Annotated in this window: 16 protein-coding genes; 5 read left to right on the forward strand and 11 right to left on the reverse strand. The window is 64.0% G+C overall.

Going from position 1 to position 15,573, the window contains the following annotated elements; genetic code table 11:
• Positions 1-38: 38 nt before the first annotated feature.
• Positions 39-1,151 (forward strand): ABC transporter ATP-binding protein, encoded by a 1,113-nt coding sequence (locus P8192_RS10785; RefSeq protein ID WP_278156948.1) that lies wholly within the window; start codon positions 39-41, stop codon positions 1,149-1,151.
• A complete protein-coding gene (locus P8192_RS10790) occupies positions 1,145-1,699 on the forward strand; it encodes a histidine phosphatase family protein (RefSeq protein ID WP_278156950.1) in 555 nt (184 codons plus the stop codon). Before P8192_RS10785 ends, P8192_RS10790 begins: the two co-directional genes overlap by 7 nt.
• Here the strand turns inward: P8192_RS10790 and P8192_RS10795 are convergent.
• The 4 genes from P8192_RS10795 to P8192_RS10810 all read right to left on the reverse strand — a co-directional run bounded on the left by P8192_RS10795 (position 1,696) and on the right by P8192_RS10810 (position 5,509).
• The gene (locus P8192_RS10795; RefSeq protein ID WP_278156952.1) at positions 1,696-2,904 is read right to left on the reverse strand and encodes an acyltransferase family protein; all 1,209 of its coding nucleotides are present in this window, start codon (positions 2,902-2,904) and stop codon (positions 1,696-1,698) included. The two genes, P8192_RS10790 and P8192_RS10795, sit on opposite strands and share 4 nt — an antisense overlap.
• 156 nt (positions 2,905-3,060) lie before the next feature.
• The gene (gene rplL, locus P8192_RS10800) at positions 3,061-3,450 is read right to left on the reverse strand and encodes a 50S ribosomal protein L7/L12 (RefSeq protein ID WP_278156953.1); all 390 of its coding nucleotides are present in this window, start codon (positions 3,448-3,450) and stop codon (positions 3,061-3,063) included.
• Positions 3,451-3,534: 84 nt separating this feature from the next.
• On the reverse strand, positions 3,535-4,062 hold the full coding sequence (rplJ, locus tag P8192_RS10805) for a 50S ribosomal protein L10 (protein ID WP_278156955.1): 528 nt from the start codon (positions 4,060-4,062) through the stop codon (positions 3,535-3,537).
• A gap of 262 nt (positions 4,063-4,324) precedes the next feature.
• On the reverse strand, positions 4,325-5,509 hold the full coding sequence (locus P8192_RS10810) for an acyl-CoA dehydrogenase family protein (protein ID WP_278156957.1): 1,185 nt from the start codon (positions 5,507-5,509) through the stop codon (positions 4,325-4,327).
• A 108-nt stretch (positions 5,510-5,617) separates the two neighbouring features.
• Between P8192_RS10810 and P8192_RS10815 the strand changes: the two genes are divergently transcribed.
• Together P8192_RS10815 and P8192_RS10820 are read left to right on the forward strand one after the other, a co-directional pair.
• Positions 5,618-7,360 carry an AMP-binding protein gene (locus tag P8192_RS10815; protein WP_431521178.1) on the forward strand — a complete coding sequence of 581 codons (1,743 nt, stop codon included), beginning with the start codon at positions 5,618-5,620 and terminating at the stop codon, positions 7,358-7,360.
• A 63-nt stretch (positions 7,361-7,423) separates the two neighbouring features.
• Entirely contained in the window at positions 7,424-7,966 is a 543-nt protein-coding gene (locus P8192_RS10820) for a MarR family winged helix-turn-helix transcriptional regulator (RefSeq protein ID WP_278156961.1), read from the forward strand.
• Between the two features lie 11 nt (positions 7,967-7,977).
• Here the strand turns inward: P8192_RS10820 and P8192_RS10825 are convergent, their stop codons facing one another.
• The 4 genes from P8192_RS10825 to P8192_RS10840 are packed head-to-tail and all read right to left on the reverse strand — an operon-like array spanning position 7,978 to position 12,347.
• Positions 7,978-8,781: an enoyl-CoA hydratase gene (locus P8192_RS10825; protein ID WP_278156963.1), complete on the reverse strand. Its 804-nt coding sequence runs from the start codon at positions 8,779-8,781 to the stop codon at positions 7,978-7,980.
• A 2-nt stretch (positions 8,782-8,783) separates the two neighbouring features.
• The gene (gene mmsB, locus P8192_RS10830) at positions 8,784-9,725 is read right to left on the reverse strand and encodes a 3-hydroxyisobutyrate dehydrogenase (RefSeq protein ID WP_278156965.1); all 942 of its coding nucleotides are present in this window, start codon (positions 9,723-9,725) and stop codon (positions 8,784-8,786) included.
• A 32-nt stretch (positions 9,726-9,757) separates the two neighbouring features.
• Positions 9,758-10,849 carry an enoyl-CoA hydratase/isomerase family protein gene (locus P8192_RS10835; RefSeq protein WP_278156967.1) on the reverse strand — a complete coding sequence of 364 codons (1,092 nt, stop codon included), beginning with the start codon at positions 10,847-10,849 and terminating at the stop codon, positions 9,758-9,760.
• 1 nt (position 10,850) lies between these two features.
• Complete coding sequence (locus P8192_RS10840) at positions 10,851-12,347, reverse strand: CoA-acylating methylmalonate-semialdehyde dehydrogenase (RefSeq protein ID WP_278156969.1); 1,497 nt, start codon at positions 12,345-12,347, stop codon at positions 10,851-10,853.
• Positions 12,348-12,447: 100 nt separating this feature from the next.
• Here P8192_RS10840 and P8192_RS10845 point away from each other — a divergent pair, with 100 nt between their 5' ends.
• The gene (locus P8192_RS10845) at positions 12,448-13,221 is read left to right on the forward strand and encodes an SDR family NAD(P)-dependent oxidoreductase (RefSeq protein ID WP_431521111.1); all 774 of its coding nucleotides are present in this window, start codon (positions 12,448-12,450) and stop codon (positions 13,219-13,221) included.
• Between the two features lie 91 nt (positions 13,222-13,312).
• On the opposite strand, the gene rplA is transcribed toward P8192_RS10845, so the two are convergent.
• The 3 genes from rplA to nusG form a co-directional block, all read right to left on the reverse strand.
• A complete protein-coding gene (rplA, locus tag P8192_RS10850) occupies positions 13,313-14,020 on the reverse strand; it encodes a 50S ribosomal protein L1 (protein ID WP_270107439.1) in 708 nt (235 codons plus the stop codon).
• A 74-nt stretch (positions 14,021-14,094) separates the two neighbouring features.
• Positions 14,095-14,526, reverse strand: a complete 432-nt coding sequence (gene rplK, locus P8192_RS10855; RefSeq protein WP_270107438.1) for a 50S ribosomal protein L11 — start codon at positions 14,524-14,526, stop codon at positions 14,095-14,097.
• 127 nt (positions 14,527-14,653) lie between these two features.
• Complete coding sequence (gene nusG / locus P8192_RS10860) at positions 14,654-15,496, reverse strand: transcription termination/antitermination protein NusG (protein WP_278156973.1); 843 nt, start codon at positions 15,494-15,496, stop codon at positions 14,654-14,656.
• Positions 15,497-15,573: the final 77 nt, after the last annotated feature.

The raw sequence follows: 15,573 nt of genomic DNA on the forward strand, positions 1-15,573 counted from the left end.
GGATTCCGCTCGACCCTCCTCAGGATCAGGACCCACCCATGGCAACCATCACCCTCTCCCAGCTCACCCACCGCTACGGCGCAGGACAGCTCGGTCTATCCGATATCGATCTCGAAGTGGCCGAAGGCGAGTTCGTCGCCCTCATCGGCCCCTCCGGTTCGGGCAAAACCACGCTGCTGCGCACCATCGCCGGATTCCTGCGCCCCTCCTCCGGGGTCATCCGCATCGGCGAGCGCGAGGTGGTCTCCCACGACGGCGCCTGGGTGCCACCGGAGCGGCGCCGCCTGGGCATGGTCTTCCAGGATCACGCCGTCTGGCCGCATTTGAGCGTCCAGAAGAACGTGTCCTACCCGCTACGCCGCACCGGCACTCCGCGGCGGGACCTTGATACCCGAGTGGCCGAGGTCATCGAGCAGGTCGGGCTCAGCGACTACGCCTCACGGATGCCGAACCAGCTCTCCGGAGGTCAGCGGCAGCGCGTCGCCCTGGCCCGCGCCATCGTGGCCCGCCCGCAAGCATTGCTGCTCGACGAGGCCCTCTCCGCCCTGGACGAGCCGCTGCGCGCTCGACTGCGGATGGAGATCAAGCGCCTCACCCGCGAAGAACACCTCACCACCGTCCATGTCACCCACGATCGGGCCGAAGCCATTGCCCTGGCGGATCGGCTCGTGGTGCTCAACCACGGAGAGATCGTCCAGATCGGCACCCCACAGCAGCTCTTGCGCGAGCCCGCTTCGAGTTTCGTCGCGACGTTCCTCGCAGATGCCACCCGTTTCCACGGCGTCGTCTCGGGCCACCGCTTCTACCCGCAGCACCCGCATCTGCGTCCACCGGCTGGCATTACCTGGGTGGACCAGCACCAGCGTGGCGAGAGCACCCACCACGCCACCCTCACGGTGTCCCCCGACGACGTGCGACTCACCCGCTTGGACCCCACCGCCACCCCACCCGAGGATCATGCCCGGGTGGTGTCTGTGTTGCACGGCCAGCACGGCGTCGAGGTGAGCATTGATTGGGCGGGCACCGCCACCCGGGTCTTCCAGCGCAGCACCGATCTGGTGGAAGGCGATGCGGTGCGCGTGGAGATCGGTCACGCGCGCCTCTTCGTGGGTGGGCCCGCCCGTCAGGACGCCACCGTAGGAGCGTGGTGAACGTGCGCTGGGCACTAGTGCGGCATGGCCAGACCGAGTGGAATCAACTGCGACTCTTGCAAGGGGTCACCGATAATGTGCTCACCGCGGCCGGTCGCCATCAAGCATCCCTGGCCGGGGGGGATCTCTCGCGGTACGGGGTCTGGGATCGGATCGTCTCCTCTCCCTTGATCCGCGCCCGACAGACCGCCGAGCGCATCGCGGACATCATCGGCACCCCCGTCCTCGAGATCGCCGACGACCTCGCCGAGCGTGATTTCGGTTTTGCGGAGGGCGCCTCGGTCGCGGGGCTCGACGACGCCGAGCGCCAGGCGCTGATGAACCAGGGCGAGTCCGAGGACTCAGTATTGGCCCGCGCCCACACGGTTTGTGTGCGGCTGGCAGCACAGCACCCCGACGAGCGGATTGTCTTGGTCACCCACGGCACCCTGATCCGTACCGTGCTGGACCACGCCTACCACACCTCGACGCCGCGCGTGGACAATGGTGAGGTCGCCTACGTCGACGCCGCGCTGCTCACCCGGCCGATCTCGCTCCAGAAGTCCTAAGGGGTCCTTGCTTCGGTTGCCTCTGCTCGGGGCTCCAGCACCCGCAGCACCCGGGCGCGCAGGCGCGGACCCCAGGGGCGCTCGATCCAGCGGTGCACGCACCACGCCGCCACCAGCACTACACAGATCGCCGTCGCCAGTACCGCCGGCGCGGGCAGATGGTCGGCCAGCAACCAGATGATCCACCAGCCCCACAGTTGATGCAGCAGATACACCGGATAGGTCAGGTTCCCGGCCAGGGATGACCCTGGAATCCGCCACCGAGACCACGGGGTGAGCGTCACCGCGGCCACCAGGACGAAAAGTCCCAGCACCACCAGCACGTAGGCCCACCAGGGATGGGAGTATCCGGTCACCTCCGGCGTCCCCTCCACCGCGGAATTTGCCCGTAGCACGGCGGCCAGCACCGCGTTCAGCGCGACCGCACCCCAGCGAGCCAGGCTGTGCCCGTGGCTGTAGACCAGATACAGCACCATTCCTCCGGCGAACAGGGGTGCGTATTCGGGGAACATCACCTGATCCACCAGATCCCGCAACCAAACGGGGAAGCCCAGCGCCGGGCCGATCCCCTGCAGCATCAGCCCGGCTATCGGCCACGTCACGGCAACGACGAGCACCCGGCGGGCGGTGATTCCGATCCAGCAGAACAGTGTCATCAGCAGGTAGAACTTCATCTCGACCCACAGTGTCCAGTACACCGCGTCCAGGTGTCCCACCCCGGGGAAGCCGCCCTGGAACATGGTCAGGTTCGGCAACAGTTCCCAAGGCTCGCGGTTGGTACCCATGTCCGGCCAGATGACGAACTGCAGGGCCGCCGCGGCGAGGACGGCCACCAGATAGGCCGGATATAGCCGCCCCACCCGGGAGGCAATGAATCGGGCTGGACTCCGTCCCCAACAGCTGAGCAGAATGACGAAGCCGGAGATGATGAAGAAGAGTTGCACCCCGAGGTTGCCCCAGGAACTCACCAGGCTGAGAGTGGGCCACACTTCGGCGGCGGTCTGGTCGCGTTCAGCCCCGGCCCAGTAGGTGTGGTGAAACGCAGTCCAGTGGAACAGCATGACGGCCAGCGCGGCGATCAGCCGGGTCACATCCAGGGCCGCCAGCCGCGGCGGGGCGGTATCAACGACGACATCGCGGTGCGTTGTACCGTCCGGTGCGGGCGCCGGAGTGTGGGTATCGCGGGGTGCGGTCAGGTTGGACATCAGCGAATACTTTAGAAACAGCAGGTGGGTGCGCCCTGGTGGATTCCTGAAGGCCCCGTGAATTGGCGTCGTGAGTTCAGACAGACAAAACGGTCCCCAGATCCGTGGTGGATCTGGGGACCGTTGAGGTACAGCTAGCGGCTCAGGCCGCGATCATCACTTCAGGGTGACGGTCGCGCCAGCGCCCTCGAGCTGCTCCTTGGCCTTGTCGGCGGTCTCCTTGTTGACGCCCTCGAGGACAGGCTTCGGAGCGCCGTCGACGAGCTCCTTGGCTTCCTTCAGACCCAGCGAGGTCAGAGCGCGAACTTCCTTGATGACGCCGATCTTCTTGTCGCCGGCAGCTTCCAGGACGACGTCGAACTCGGTCTGCTCTTCAGCAGCGGCAGCCTCGCCGCCGGCAGCCGGGGCAGCAGCGCCAGCAACGGCGACCGGAGCAGCGGCGGTCACGTCGAACTCTTCCTCGAAGGCCTTGATGAACTCGGAGAGCTCGATCAGGGACAGTTCCTTGAAGGCGTCCAGCAGTTCTTCGGTGGTCAGCTTAGCCATGGTGATGGCTCCTTTACGTTGTCAGATCGTTTCGGTGAAACGTGCGGATCTTGGGGGTGGCAGGTTCCTGCCGGTGTTCTAATATCAGGCAGCTGCGGACTCTTCGTTGCGGACGCGCAGGGCTTCCACGGTACGAACAGTCTTGGACAGCGGAGCCTGGAACAGGGCTGCGGCCTTCGACAGGTTGCCCTTCATGGCACCTGCCAGCTTGGCCAGCAGAACCTCGCGAGACTCAAGATCCGCGAGCTTCTTGACACCGTCGACATCCAGGGTCTGGCCATCCATGTAGCCGCCCTTGATGATCAACTTGTCGTGGTCCTTGGCAAAGTCACGCACAGCCTTCGCCACGTCCACCGGATCACCGGAGACGAAAGCGATTGCGGAGGGACCTGACATCTTGCCTTCGAAGGCGTCGATGCCGGCTTCCTTAGCCGCAATATCGGTCAGCGTGTTCTTCACCACGGCGTAGGTGGCGTTCTCACCGAGGGAGCGTCGCAACTGCTTCAGCTCGTCCACAGTGAGACCACGGTATTCCGTCAGCACGGCAGCTGCAGAGTTACGGAAAAGTTCCGTCAACTCGGCCACTGCTGCGGCTTTCTCAGACGTCGCCATGGCACTCCTTTCCAGTACTGGGACCGGCCTTGCTGTTTCACTCACATGAAAAAACGCCCCGTGCAGGTGCACAGGGCGTTGCATACGTCTAGACTGACGCGTCAGCGGCTCGTGTTCACCTGCGCAGGTCGCTTCATCTAGAGAAGTCTTTACAGCTGTTCCTTCTGCGGGATCCACTGCCAAGTGGACACCAGAAACAACGACCGGCGGTCTTTGGTGACTTCATCGTACATGCAGCGGGCGCGCGCCACCAAATTCACGGTCAAACAAAGGCGGAGACTCCGGTGAGTGCCCGGCCTACGATCAAGGAGTTGATCGAATGCGTCCCCTCATAAGTGTAGATCGCCTCGATATCGCACATCGTTTTAGCCATCCCGAAATCCGCGACGATTCCGTTGCCACCCATCGCATCCCGCCCCATTGCGGCGGATTCCCGCGCGAGCCGCGTGACCGTCGCCTTCGCGAGTGCCGCCTGAGCCATGTCGAGCCCCCCGTCGTCTTGAAGTCGGGCGATGTCGGCCATGAGCGAGGTCGATAGCGCGAGATTCCCCGCAATCTGCGACAGTGCCCCCTGGATGAGCTGGAACCCGGCCAGCGGTCGTCCGAACTGTTGGCGCTCGGTGACATAGTCACGCAGGATCGACAGGACTGATTGTTGAGCGCCCACCGCTTGCCACCCCACCCAGGCGCGCGAGACGCACAGCAGATCATTGGCAGCATTGAATGACACCGCCCCGGGAAGTAATGCAGTGGCGGGCAGCCGGACCTCGTCGAAGGTAATGTCGGCGTTCTGCATGATGCGCAGGCCGATCTTGTGCTCAATTTTCGTCGCCACATACCCGGGGGCATCCGTGGGGACGAGGAAGCATTTCACCCTCCCATCCTCGGCATCGCGCGCCCACACCAACGCAATATCGGCCAGGGTGCCGAGCCCGATCCAGCGTTTGGCACCGTTGAGCACCCACCCGCTTCCCTCGCGGCGCACCTGCGTCTCCATGCCGCCAGCCACATCCGACCCATGGCCCGGCTCGGTCATGCAGAACGCCCCGAGCGCTTCCATGGCGCGCAGTCGGGGCAACCAGGTGTCTTGCTGCTTCGGGGAACCAAAGGTGTGGATCATGCCGATAATCAGCTCGTTATGGATCCCTACCAGTGCCGAGAGCGATAAATCCGCACGGGCCAGAGCCGCATGTGCGAGACCTTGGTACAGGTGCGACGCCCCGCTGAGCACCAGGTCGCCGAATCCGAGATCCACTAAGTCCGGGAGCAGATCCGGAGCGAAAGCGTCACGATTCCAGGCTTCAAGCGCTGGTGTCGCAATCCGAGCTTCAACCCCCTCATCGATCGCGGCGAGCTGTTCCCGCTCTGCGGTCGAGAGTCGACGGCGCAACCCGAGCAGGTCACCGCCGGAGAAATCACCTGCATCACAATGGGTCACCTGCAGCATCTCGCCCCCTCTAAGTTATCGCCCTTCAGATCATCCCATTGCCAATTATAGGTCATCAAAGTACATTTGTGTGAACCAGTTCACAGCGCGATGATGGAGGGCATGATGCTGACTGTCACTGAACAATTCCGCCGTGTCCGCGACCGTTTGGTCGATCACCAGCTTGATTGGGATCAGGCCAGAGCGGATTTCGAGTGGCCTCACTTCGAGCATTTCAATTTCGGCCTGGATTGGTTCGACGCGGTGGCGGACACGAGCGAACGAAAAGACGCTGCCGCTCTCGTGATCGCCGAAGAAGACGGGCAGGTGTTGCGCCGGACTTTCGCTGAACTTTCCCGGGATTCGAACAAGGTGGCTCAGTGGCTGCAGCGCGTCGGCGTTCAGCGCGGCGACCGCGTGATCCTGATGCTGAACAACCAGATTGAGCTCTGGGAGTCGATGTTGGGCTGCATCAAGACCGGTGCGGTGATGATTCCGACCACCACCCAGATGGGTCCGGAAGACTTGCAGGATCGCGTCAATCGGGCCTCGGCTCGCTGGGTGATCGTCAGCGCGACGGATGCTCACAAATTCGCAGACGTCGCCGGCGACTACACCGTGATCTCGGTGCCCGGATATTACACGCCAGATGCCATCCTCCCACGGCTGAGTGAGCGCAGCGTCCTGAATTTCACCGAGGCGTATCAGTGCGATGGTCATTTCCAGCCCGAGGCTCCCACCCCGGCCGAGGACACGCTCCTGCTGTACTTCACCTCCGGCACCACGTCGAAGCCGAAACTGGTCGAGCATACCCACGTCTCCTACCCCGTGGGACACCTCAGCACGATGTATTGGATCGGGCTGGAGCCCGGGGACGTGCACCTGAACCTGGCTAGCCCGGGCTGGGCCAAGCACGCCTGGTCGAATTTCTTCGCCCCGTGGATTGCCGAGGCCACCATCTTTGTGTTGAATTACCGCAAGTTCGACGCCGCTGGCCTCATGTCGGCGATGGACGCCAACGGGGTCACCAGCTTCTGTGCTCCACCCACCGTGTGGCGGATGCTGATCAAAGCGGACCTGAGCACGATGAAGCACCCGCCGCAGAAAACTGTCTCGGCTGGTGAGCCGCTCAACGCTGAGGTGATCGACCAGGTGCACCGGGCGTGGGGCGCCACCATCCGCGATGGATTCGGCCAGACAGAATCAAGCCTGCAGATTGCGAACACCCCAGGCCAGCGTTTGGAGATTGGTTCCATGGGCCGCCCGTTGCCCGGATTCGACGTCGTGCTCGTTGACCCGATCACCGGCGCCGAGGCGCGCGAGGGCGAAATCTGTCTGAAGCTGGAACCGCGACCGATCGGCCTGATGCGCGGCTATTCCGGCGACGCCGAGAAGACGGAGGAAGCCTTCCGAGACGGCCTCTATCACACCGGCGACATTGCCTCGGTGAACGAGCACGGTGTCTACACCTATGTGGGACGCTCCGATGACGTCTTCAAATCCTCGGACTACAAGATCTCGCCCTTCGAGCTGGAATCGGTGCTGGTGGAGCACCCGGCGGTGCTGGAGGCAGCAGTCGTGCCCGTTCCCGACGAACTGCGGCTCACCATCCCGAAGGCGTTCGTCACCTTGGCTTCCGGCGTCGAGCCCACCAGGGAGACGGCGCAGCAGATTCTGCAGCACACGCTGACCAAGCTGCCGCCATACAAGCGGATCCGGCTCATTGAGTTCCGTGAGCTGCCGAAAACCATCTCGGGGAAGGTGCGCCGGGTGGACCTGCGCAGTTTAGAAGCCGACCGTGACGAGGCGGCATCACCGCGGACGGCGGAGTTCCATGAGAGCGATCTCCAGCTGGACCGCGATAACCGCTAAGCGCCCTGCTCGCCCGTACACTGATCCTGTTCCGTTATCCGCCGAAGAGATGTGACACATACGATGACCGCCCACCCCGAGACCTCACGTAACCGCGACCTCGCTTTCGACCCCATTCACGAGGCCCGCAGTAACTGGGTGCGCCAGGGCTGGGAGGACGTCGCAGATTCGATGGCGGCGGTGACCTCGGTGGTGCGTGTTCAGCAGATTCTGATCAATCAGGCCAACGAGACGCTCAAGCCGTTCGCGCTCACTTTCGCCCGATTCGAGCTGTTGGCATTGCTGAGCTTTTCGCACGAGCAGCGCATGCTGATGAGTAAGGCCTCGGCCCGGCTCCAGGTGCATCCCACCTCGGTGACCCATACGGCGGACCGGCTGGAGAAAGACGGATTGGTGGAGCGCCGTCCCGTGGAGGCAGACCGGCGCGCCGTGCTGCTGGTGCTCACGGATCAGGGACACCGCCTGGCACGCGAGGCGGCCGAGGCATTGAACCGTGATTATTTCAGCGGTTTCGGGCTCTCCGCGGAAGAGGCCCGCGAGCTGTTTCAGATACTGCGGAAGCTACGCATCGGCGCCGGCGATTTCGCCGACACCGCCCCAGCCTGACTGAGATCGGCTCAGCAGTGCGACCACTGCGGGTCGCGCTTCGAGACGAACGCGTCCATCCCTTCGGTCTGGTCTTGGGTGGAGAACAGGGCGTGGAAGACCCTCCGCTCGAACTGGATCCCCTGATGCAGGGTGGTCTCAAACGCGGCGTTCACAGCTTCCTTGGCCATCTGCGCCACTGGCTTTGATTTCGCTGCGATCTCGGCAGCCACGGAGCGCGCGGTGTCGTCGGCGTCGGCGTCGGGGACCACTCGAGACACCAGCCCGATCCGTTCGGCCTCATCGGCGTCGATGCGGCGTCCGGTGAGAATCAAGTCCATGGCCTTGGCTTTGCCCACCGCACGGGTCAGCCGCTGGGAGCCGCCCATGCCGGGAATCACCCCGAGGGTGATCTCGGGCTGCCCAAAGGTTGCCGTTTCTGAGGCGATCAGAACATCTGCCATCATCGCCAGCTCGCAACCGCCGCCGAGGGCGAAGCCACGGACTGAGGCGACGATCGGGGTGCGGAGCCGGGTCAGGGCGTCCCAGCCGGCGAACCAGTCGGCGGCGTACATGGTGGCGAAATCTTGCTGGGACATCTCCTTGATATCGGCTCCCGCGGCGAAGGCGCGCTCGGAACCCAGCAGCACGATGGCTCCGATGTTCGGATCGGCATCGAATTTTTGGGCTGCCGAGACCACCTCGTCCATGGTCTGCGCGTTGAGTGCATTCAGTGCCTTGGGCCGGTCCAGCTGAATGGTGCCCACCCGGCCCGCCGTGGAGACCAGGATCGTCTCAAAGGCACCGTCGCGGTGGGGGTATTCGCTCGTCGTCATCGCTAGTTCTCCCTCAGCTCGTGAATGATGGCGGAAAAGTCCCGGTGCGCGCCGTCGGTTGCGGCAAATTCCCGGTAGATCTGGTGGGCCAGGGCACCCATGGGGGCGGCCGATCCCGTGGCTTCCAGCGCTTGGGCGGCCAGGCCGAGGTCTTTGCTCATCAGGGCGGTGGCGAAACCGGGTTGATAGTCGCGGTTGGCGGGCGAGCTGGGCACCGGTCCGGGCACGGGGCAGTTGGTGGTGACGGCCCAACATTGCCCGGAGGCTTGGGAGATGACGTCGAAGAGGGCTTGGTGCTCGAGCCCAAGTCGCTCCCCGAGCACAAAGGCTTCGGCCGCCCCGATCATGGTGACACCCAACAGCATGTTGTTGCAGATTTTCGCCGCTTGGCCCATCCCAGGGCCACCGCAGTGCACGATGCGCGCGCCCATGATGTCCAGCAGCGGGTGCACGGCGGCGAACGTTTTGTCGGTGCCGCCCACCATGAAGGCCAGAGTGCCGGCTTCGGCGCCGACCACTCCTCCGGACACCGGCGCATCGGCGGCGGTAAAGCCTGCTTGCACCGCCATCTCGGCGGCTTGTTGGGCTTCGGCCACATCGATCGTCGAGCAGTCGAGAAAGATGGTGCCTTCCCGGGCTGCGGTCAGAGCTCCGCCGGAGGGATCAGCATCCGAGCCGCGGTAGACCTCGTGCACGTGTGCCCCGCTAGGCAGCATGGTGAGCACGACGTCGGCCTCCCGCACCGCCGAGGGGATGTCCTCGGCGATGACCACGCCGGTGGCGCGTGCTGCCTCAACCGCGGCCGGGACCACGTCATAGCCGGTTACCCGCACGCCAGCGGTCACCAGGTTGCCGGCCATGGGGCCACCCATGTGGCCCAGCCCAATGAACGCGACGTGGACGTCTGCGCCGGGGGCGTTGGGGTGAGGAGGGGATTCGGTCATGGTCATCACTCTCTCGCGGTTCGCCACGGTACTCAGGCGAACAGTCGGTAGCGCTCGTCCGGTTCGAATTGGGCCTGCACCCACTCGGCGTCGACCTCGGCAAGACTGGCCGGAGTCCAGGATGGGTTGCGGTCTTTGTCGATCACCTGGGCACGGATTCCTTCGGCGAAGTCGGGGTGGTCACAGCGGCGCATCCCTACCGTCAGTTCCCGCTGCAGGCTGTCTTTGAGGCTGCCACCGTCCGCGCGGCGGACCAGCTCAAAAGTCAGTGCCAGCGACGACGGTGATTTCGCTTCCAGCGTTGTCCGTGTCTCATGTGCCCAGCGGGCGTCGGAGTCCTTGTCCGCGTTTTCGGCACCGGCGCTCAGCGACTCCAGGGAGTCCAAGATGTGTTCCAGGGTGTCCTGAGCGAAGACCCGGTCGATCCGGGCGCCATCGGCCTCGGCGGCGAACAGTGATTCCCCGGCCTCGGTCTGAAATGCGGGGATCACATCGTCGATGCTGTCCCGGGTGAGCGCGTCAACAAGTTCATCCAATCGCGAGGAATCCATGGCTGCATTGGCCAGTCCCAGGTGCACCGCTTCGGCAGGGCCCAGGTGCTGGCCGGTCAACGCGGCATAGACTCCGTGTGCAGCCCGCTCCCCCGGCGCCTGGGCGAGCAGATGTGGTCCGCCGACGTCGGGAATGAAACCGATCGTCGTCTCGGGCATGCCGGCCCGCGTCCGTTCGGTGACGAGCCGGTGGGAGCCGTGGGCAGAAATGCCGATGCCGCCACCTAGGGTCAGCCCGTCCATCAGGGCGATGTACGGTTTCGGATACTCATCGATGAGAACGTTGAGTTCGTACTCGGTGCGCCAGAAATGCTCGGTCTCGGGGTGGCCCTGAGTCGACGATGTCAGCTCCCGGTAGATACCCACGATGTCGCCACCGGCACACAATCCGCGCTCGCCCGCACCGCGCAGGACCACCTGGGCCACGGTATCGTCGTCACGCCACGATTGCAGCGTGCTCAGTAGCGTCTCCACCATGCCTACGTTTAAGGCATTCGCGGCACGGGTCCGGTTCAGGGTGAGGATGCCGAGGTGACCGCGCACCTCGACCAGAACTTCGGGGCTCTGGGTCATCTCAGCTGCCCTCCGGCATCACGAAGCTCAGTTGTGAGGTCGTCGAGGAGGGCCAGCGGGTGGTGACCGTTTTGACCTTGGTATAGAACTTCAGCCCGTCGGTGCCGTACTGGTTCAGATCGCCGAAGCCCGAGGCTTTCCAGCCGCCAAAGCTGTAGTAGGCGATGGGTACCGGAATGGGGACGTTGATCCCCACCATGCCGACGTCGACCTGGGTGGCAAAATCGCGGGCAGCTTGACCGTCGCGGGTAAAGATGGAGACGCCGTTGCCGAATTCGTGCTCACTGGGCAGACGCACCGCTTCTTCAAAAGTCTCGGCGCGGATGACCGAGAGCACCGGGCCGAAGATCTCCTCTCGGTAGATCCTCATGTCGCCGGTGACCCGGTCGAAAAGCGTGGCACCCACGTAGAACCCGTTCTCGTGGCCGGCCACGGTGGCCCCGCGCCCGTCGACGAGCAACTCAGCGCCCTCATCGACGCCGGACTGGATGTAGTTCTCCACGCGGGTTTTCGCTTCGGCGGTGACAAGCGCACTGTAGTCGGCGTCGGGATCGTCTGAGGCGCCCATGCTCAGCTCTTCCATGCGCTGCTGGAGCGCCGCGACCAGACGGTCGGCGGTGTCCTGGCCCACCGGCACCGCCACGGAGATCGCCATGCAGCGCTCACCCGCGGAACCAAAGGCGGCACCGACCAGCGCATCAGCGGCCAGGTCGATGTCGGCGTCCGGCATGATGATGAGGTGATTTTTCGCCCCGCCGAAGCACTGAGCGCGTTTGCCCAATGTCGTCGCGTGGGCGTAGATGGACTGAGCGATCGGGGTGGAGCCGACGAACGCCACGGCTTGGACGCGGGGATCTTCGATCAGGGCGTCGACGACCGTTTTGCCGCCTTGTACCACGTTCAGCGCCCCCTCGGGCAATCCGGCTTCCAATGCCAGCTCCGCCAAGCGGACCGGCACGGAGGGGTCGCGTTCCGAGGGCTTGAGCACGAAGGTGTTACCGGCGGCCAGCGCAATTCCTGCTTTCCAGAGCGGGATCATCGCCGGGAAATTGAACGGGGTGATGCCCACGACCACACCCAGCGGCTGGCGCAGGGAATGCACATCGACGCCTTGGGAAGCATCGGAGGTGAACTCACCTTTGAGTAGCTGCGGGGCACCAACCGCGAACTCCACGACCTCCACGCCGCGCTGGATGTCACCGTAGGCGTCGGCGATGGTCTTGCCGTGTTCGGACGAAAGGGTCTGCGCCAGTTCGTCTTTGTGCTGATCGATCAGTTCCACCCATTTCGCGAGCACTCGTGCACGGCGCTGCGGATTGGTCTGTGACCAGACTGGAAAGGCCTGCTCGGCCGCATCAATGGCCGCACTGGCATCGCTAGCGCCGCCCAGAATCACCTCAGCAGTGATCTCACCGGTGGCCGGACGGTATACCGGGTGAGTAGCGTTGGCGACCCCGACGGTGCGAGCTCCGTTGATGAAATGCGGGACCTGAGCCATGCTGGACATCCTCTCACACGCGGTAGTGATCTGCGTCTCACTGCGATAATCTACTACCAAATAATTGGTGATGCAATGAAATGGAGACTGACCTATGCCCATGGTGAATCTTGACGGAAAATCGGCCATTGTCACGGGTGGAGCCTCGGGGCTCGGCCACGCCACCGCCACAGCTTTAGCGGAAGCGGGCGCACACGTGGTGGTTATCGATCTTCCAGATGATGAGCGGGTCCGCCGCTCGGAAGCAGTGGCAGAGATCGGTCAGCGTGCCACTTTCGTGCCGGGCGATGTCACCGACCCGGCGGTGGCCACCCAGGCGGTGGCCGCCGCGACAACACATGGTCCTCTACGTGTGGTCGTGAACTGTGCTGGAATCGCCACGCCGGGCAAGCTGGTGGGACGCGATGGGCCCATCGCAGTGGACACCTTCCGCAGGGTGCTAGACATTAACGTCACGGGCACCGTGAACGTACTCGGGCAGGCGGTCGCGGCAATGAAGAACCAGGAGCTCGATGGCGAGGACCGCGGGGCATTGATCAACACCGCATCAATAGCGGCGTTCGAAGGGCAGGTAGGTCAGGTTGCCTATGCCGCGTCCAAGGGCGCGGTGGCATCCATGACGTTGCCGTTGGCCCGCGAGTTGGCCCGGGATGCAATCCGGGTGATGACGATCGCCCCGGGATTGTTTGAGACGCCCATGATGGCTGGCCTGCCGGATGCAGCACGCACCACCCTGGCCGAGTCGACGCTGCATCCGCACCGGCTCGGTCAGCCACAAGATTACGCGCTGGCGGTGCTGCAGATTCTGGAGAATCCAATGCTCAATGGATCGGTGATTCGCCTGGATGGAGCGGTGCGCCTGGCGGCCCGCTGAGACCCGTACGGCCGAACCAAGCTTTCGGATTAACCGCCAAGGGCGCCCAACTCGTACGAGTCGGGCGCCCTTGAGGTTTGAATGGTGAGGATTACTCCTCGCCTCCGACCACACGGGTCACGTTCGGGTCCAGGGCAATTCCCGGGCCGAAGGTGCTCGAAACGGTGGCCTTCTGGATGTAGCGACCCTTGGAAGCCGAAGGCTTCAGACGCAGGATCTCTTCCAGAGCGGCGGCGTAGTTCTCGGTGAGCTGCTTCTCGTCGAAGCTGACCTTACCGATGATGAAGTGCAGGTTGGCGTGACGATCGACGCGGAAGTCGATCTTGCCGCCTTTAATATCGGTGACAGCCTTGGCCACGTCGGGGGTGACGGTACCGGTCTTCGGGTTCGGCATCAGGTTACGGGGACCCAGGATCTTACCCAGGCGACCCACCTTGCCCATCATCTCAGGGGAGGCCACGGCGGCGTCGAAGTCCGTCCAGCCGTCGGAAATCTTGGCGACCAGGTCGTCGGAGCCGACGAAGTCGGCACCTGCGGCCTCGGCGGCTGCGGCCTTGTCGCCGGTGGCGAAGACGACCACGCGGGCGGTCTTACCAGTGCCGTGGGGCAGGTTCACGGTGCCCCGCACCATCTGGTCGGCCTTACGCGGGTCAACCGAGAGGCGCATGGCGACCTCAACGGTGGGGTTGGCCTTCGAGGTGGTGGTCTCCTTGACCAAGGCGATAGCCTCGGCCGGAGAGTAGAGGCGATCTTCGATCTTTGCCGCGGCTGCCTTGTATGCTTTGCTGCGCTTTGCCATCTGCTTGTTCTCCTTGTGCAGTTGTGGTCTGCGGACCGCGCTCGGCCCTGCCACAGAATGGGTGTGAGGGGGAATCAGCCTTCGACGGTGATGCCCATGGAACGTGCTGTGCCGGCGATGATCTTCGCGGCAGCCTGCACGTCGTTGGCGTTGAGATCTTCCATCTTGGTCTGGGCGATCTCTTCACACTGAGCCTGGGTCAGCTTGCCAACCTTGTCGGTGTGCGGGGTGGAGGAGCCCTTCGCGACGCCAGCTGCCTTCTTGATCAGCTGAGCGGCCGGAGGGGTCTTGGTGACGAACGTGAAGGAACGGTCTTCGTAGACCGTGATCTCCACGGGGATGATGTTGCCGCGCTGGGATTCTGTGGCAGCGTTGTACGCCTTGCAGAACTCCATGATGTTCACGCCGTGCTGGCCGAGCGCCGGACCGACCGGAGGAGCCGGGTTAGCGGCACCTGCTTCGATCTGCAGCTTGATCAGACCAGAGACCTTCTTCTTCGGGGCCATGTTGGGTCCTTTTCTACCTTCGGTTTCCCTGGGACACAGGAGCGTGGGCCAGGGGGTTGGCCGCTGTGGCGCAGCAGCCGGTCCGTCGCCTGCCGACCAAAGCAATCGGTAGCGACGAAGTCTTTAGTTACTGGATCTTGCTGACCTCGTGGAAGCCCAGCGTCACCGGGGTTTCGCGCTCGAAGATCGTTACGAGCACGACCAGCTGGCGTGCTTCGACCTTGACCTCGGAGATCGTGGCCGGCAGCGACTCGAACGGGCCGTCCTTGACGATGACGGACTCGCCGACCTCGAAGTCGACCGAAACCTGCGGGGCTGCTTCCTCGGTGCCCTTCGGCGCGGGGCGCCCTTCGGACTGGGCAGCCTTGGCGGCTTCCTGCAGCACCGACGGGGCCAGCATTGAATAGACCTCGTCCAGCGAGAGCGGGAACGGATCGTAGGCGTTACCCACGAAGCCGGTCACACCGGGGGTGTGTCGAACGACGCCCCAGGCCTCTTCATTGAGGTCCATGCGGACGAGCACGTATCCGGGGATGCGCACTCGGTTGACCACCTTGCGGGTGGTGTTCTTGATCTCGACGGCCTCCTCCATGGGGACCTCGATCTCGTAGATGTTGTCTTCCATGTCGAAGGTCTGAAGACGGGTCTCCAGGTTCGACTTCACGCGACGCTCGTAGCCGGCGTAGGTGTGGATGACGTACCAGTCACCGGGCTGGCGGCGCAGACGTGCACGCAGCTGCTCGGCCACCTGGTCCTCGTCGAGAACCTCTTCTTCGGCCTCTTCGGCCTCAGCAGTCTCGGATTCCGCAGCGTCTTCGGACACCTCGGCGTCCTGGACAGGGGCCTCGGCCTGCTCGACGACGTCGTCGATCTGCGCTTCGTCGGCCTGGACCTCGTCGGTCACGTCAGCTTCGACAGCCTGTTCCGTGGACTCGTCGATGTTCTGCTGTTCGAGTTCCTGCTCGGACACGGGTTCCTGCTTTCTCGCGGTCTGGCACGTTCGGTCGTAACGGTCTCTCGTCGGTTCAGGTCGGCTCGGGGCACTGA

Origin of the sequence: Citricoccus muralis, from assembly GCF_029637705.1 — a bacterium.
Taxonomy (GTDB): domain Bacteria; phylum Actinomycetota; class Actinomycetes; order Actinomycetales; family Micrococcaceae; genus CmP2.